4 protein-coding genes are annotated in these 3,696 nt (G+C 62.8%); all 4 read right to left on the reverse strand.

From position 1 onward, the window contains the following. Positions 1–981: trypsin-like peptidase domain-containing protein (locus tag AC5JJ6_RS04145; RefSeq protein WP_496040834.1), on the reverse strand; the 981-nt coding region annotated here is incomplete at its 3' end. Between the two features lie 508 nt (positions 982–1,489). After that, positions 1,490–1,912 carry a 50S ribosomal protein L17 gene (gene rplQ, locus AC5JJ6_RS04150; RefSeq protein WP_496040835.1) on the reverse strand — a complete coding sequence of 141 codons (423 nt, stop codon included), beginning with the start codon at positions 1,910–1,912 and terminating at the stop codon, positions 1,490–1,492. Positions 1,913–2,034: 122 nt separating this feature from the next. After that, positions 2,035–3,051 carry a DNA-directed RNA polymerase subunit alpha gene (locus AC5JJ6_RS04155; protein WP_496040836.1) on the reverse strand — a complete coding sequence of 339 codons (1,017 nt, stop codon included), beginning with the start codon at positions 3,049–3,051 and terminating at the stop codon, positions 2,035–2,037. A 256-nt stretch (positions 3,052–3,307) separates the two neighbouring features. After that, the coding region (gene rpsK / locus AC5JJ6_RS04160) for a 30S ribosomal protein S11 (RefSeq protein ID WP_496040837.1) at positions 3,308–3,696 on the reverse strand (389 nt) is incomplete at its 5' end.

Here is a 3,696-nt window from a genome sequence, read left to right on the forward strand (position 1 = left end):
GTTGATCGACGTGATGACGTCGCCGACCCGCAATCCGGCGATGGCTGCAGGACTCCTGGGGTCAAGCGCGTTGACCAGGACACCGGCGGGCCGGCTCAATCCAAGCGAACTGGCGATATCCGCCGTGACCGTCTGCCCGTCGACGCCGAGCCAGGGCCGGACCAGCTTGCCGCCGCCGGCCACCGCATCGATCACCGTCCGCACCATGTTCGACGGAATCGCGAAGCCGATACCCAGGGAACCGCCGCTTCGCGAATATATGGCGGAATTGATGCCGACCAGCCGTCCGTCCATCGACACCAGCGCGCCGCCCGAGTTGCCGGGATTGATCGCCGCATCGGTCTGGATGAAGAAGTTGAAGTCGCTGACTCCGACCGCCGTCCGCGCCAGAGCGGAAACGATCCCGCTTGTCACGGTCTGGCCGACGCCGAACGGATTGCCGATCGCCAGGACCAGATCGCCGACTTCGAGTTCGTCGCTGTCGTGCAGCGCCAGGAACGGCAGCTTTTCTCCCCGTGGCGGCGTGATCCGCAGGATAGCGAGATCGGTCTTGGAGTCGGTTGAAACGACCTTCGCTTCGAACTCGCGCCGGTCGGCCAGAACGACCGTGATCTGGTCACTGTCCTTGACGACATGATCGTTGGTGACGATCAGCCCGTCGGCGGCAACGAGCACGCCGGAGCCAAGCGACCGCTCTACCCGCTCGCGCGGCATGCCCAGGGGATTGGACTGCCCGAAGAAGCGCTGGAAGAAAGGATCGTCGAACAGCGGCGAGACCCGCTGCTGGACGACGCGCCTGGTGTAGATGTTGACCACGGCGGGCGCCGTCTGTTTGACCAGCGGAGCGAAAGACAGGCTGATCTGCTGGCGGGAGTCGGGCAGCGTCCGCTGCTGGGCATACCCGGTTTCCCCAAGCCCCAGGAGGACTGCGAGGACGAGGATCAGGCGAAGGGGATGGAGCGGCGACATCATGGAAGGCATTTAGGCATTCGGCAGCGAAGGAGGAAGGGGCGCCGGCGTCTCATGGCGTCTGAAAGACTAATTGCAGCGTGTGAAGCACATGTTCAACTGACGCTCGCAGGTGCTTGCCGAATAGGACCTGGTCCGACCGGTATCGTCGCGCCGGGCCGCCGCGGTATCCGAGCAGACCGAATAGTCCCGATTGCAGGACCGGCGGCATGAGTATCGGTCGTCCTGGGTCGAATTCCCACGTAACTCATCACTGGGAGGATCGATCGGCGATCCATCCCGGTGACCGAGACTCTCACCGGCTGGAGGCGGCGGATTGGAAACGTCTCGGTGCGAGGCCTTGCCTGTCGGCGCGCATGCAGCCAGCAATAAACAGCATGCTGCCAGTGCCGAGCGTATACTTGCCATGGCGTTTCCCCTGGGACGAACTGGATATTTATAAAGATGGTGAAAGCTGCATAACAAAAAAGGCGGCCCCAAGGGAGCCGCCTTCCTTTGTGTCACCCCGGGGATGGACAGATCAACCCTCGGATTCGTCCTCGTCCATGACCTGGACCGGACCGCTGTCCAGGCCCTTGGCGGCGACATCGCGATCGACCAGCTCGATGAACGCCAGCGGCGCCGCGTCGCCATAGCGGAAGCCCGCCTTCAGGACACGGGTATAACCGCCCGGACGCTGGTTGTAGCGCTCGGCGATCGGGCCGAACAGCTTGGCGACGACGACATCGTCACGCAGCTGAGCATAGGCCAGACGACGGTTGTGCAGGCCACCCTTCTTGCCGAGCGTGATCAGCTTCTCGACGATCGGACGCAGGTCCTTCGCCTTCGGAAGGGTGGTCTTGATCTGCTCGTGCTTGATCAGCGCCGCGGCCATGTTGCTGAACATGGCTTTGCGGTGGCTGGAGGTGCGATTGAATTTCCGACCGCTCATACCGTGACGCATGATTGCGTGCTCCTTCCTCTGGCGTGGCTTCGCTCACGAAACCGATGGTGAAATCCACCGCCCGGCCCGCCGAAATGCGGGTGCCGGTACGGTGGACGGGATGTGATGGTAGTAGGTGGTGCTTAGTACGGCTCTTCGAGACGCTTGGCCAGCTCTTCGATGTTCTCGGGCGGCCAATTCGGGATTTCCATGCCCAGATGCAGACCCATCTGCGACAGGACTTCCTTGATCTCGTTCAGCGACTTGCGGCCGAAGTTCGGAGTGCGGAGCATTTCCGCTTCCGTCTTCTGCACCAGATCGCCGATATAGACGATGTTGTCGTTCTTCAGGCAGTTGGCCGACCGGACCGACAGTTCCAGCTCGTCCACCTTGCGCAGAAGGTTCTTGTTGAACGGCGGCTCTTCGCCCCGCTCCTCGGCGACCGCATGGGTCGGCTCTTCGAAGTTGATGAAGAGCTGGAGCTGGTCCTGGAGGATGCGGGCGGCCAAGGCCACCGCGTCTTCCGGCGAAACGGCGCCGTTGGTCTCGACCTGCATCGACAGCCGGTCATAGTCGGTGACCTGACCGACGCGGGTGTTGTCGACCTTGTAGGAGACCTTGCGGATCGGCGCGAACAGCGCGTCGACCGGGATCAGGCCGATCGGTGCGTCTTCCGGACGGTTCTGGCTGGCCGGAACGTAGCCCTTGCCGTTCTCGACCGTCAGCTCCATCACGAGGCGGGCGCTGTTGTCGAGCGTGCAGATCACCAGTTCCGGGTCCATCACTTCGATGTCCGGACCGGTTTCGATCATGCCGGCCGTGACTTCGCCAGGGCCTTCCGCGCGCAGGCGCATCCGCTTGGGACCGTCGCCGTGGAGGCGCAGACCCATTGTCTTGATGTTAAGGACGATGTCGGTAACATCTTCCCGAACACCGGGGATCGACGAGAACTCGTGCAGGACACCTTCGATCTGGATCGAGGTGACGGCGGCACCCTGAAGCGACGACAGCAGCACGCGGCGCAGCGCATTGCCGAGAGTGAGACCAAAACCGCGCTCAAGCGGCTCGGCAACCACGGTCGCGACCCGTTGCGGATCGTCGCCCGGCTGGATGTCGAGCTTGTTCGGCTTAATCAGCTCCTGCCAATTCTTCTGGATCACGTCTTGTAACCTCATGCCATCGGGTTGACGCGCCACCCCGGCCTGCCAACGCAGAAAAGCCGATACCCCTCCCGAATCAGGAAGGATCTCGGCAATTTCGGCCGCCGTTCCCATGCTTTACCGACCATGATGGCTCTACGGTCGGCTTTCCCGGAACGACGGGCAACCGGAGGCGCGGTAGTTTACGCCTCCTGGACGAACCTCTGGAAGGTTACCCTTCGAAAAGGCTGCCCGGAAAGAATGCCGTCCTGATAAATCAGACGCGGCGCTTCTTCGGCGGGCGAACGCCGTTGTGCGGGATCGGAGTGACGTCGCGGATCGAGGTGATCGCGAAACCGACCGACTGCAAAGCGCGCAGAGCCGACTCACGCCCCGAACCGGGACCCTTGACCTCGACCTCGAGGGTCTTCATGCCGTGTTCCTGAGCCTTGCGGCCCGCGTCCTCGGCAGCGATCTGGGCGGCGTACGGCGTCGACTTGCGCGAGCCCTTGAAGCCCTGCGAACCCGACGACGACCAGGCAATCGTGTTGCCCTGCGCGTCCGTGATCGTGATCATGGTGTTGTTGAACGACGCGTTGACGTGTGCGACGCCCGAAGTGATGTTCTTGCGCTCGCGACGACGAAGGCGTGCTGAAGCGGCAGAAG

The organism is Skermanella sp. (assembly GCF_059503625.1).

Excerpts from the sequence above, each read along its gene's own strand:
- rplQ (WP_496040835.1), bottom strand. The coding sequence starts at position 1,912 with ATGCGTCACGGTATGAGCGGTCGGAAATTCAATCGCACCTCCAGCCAC.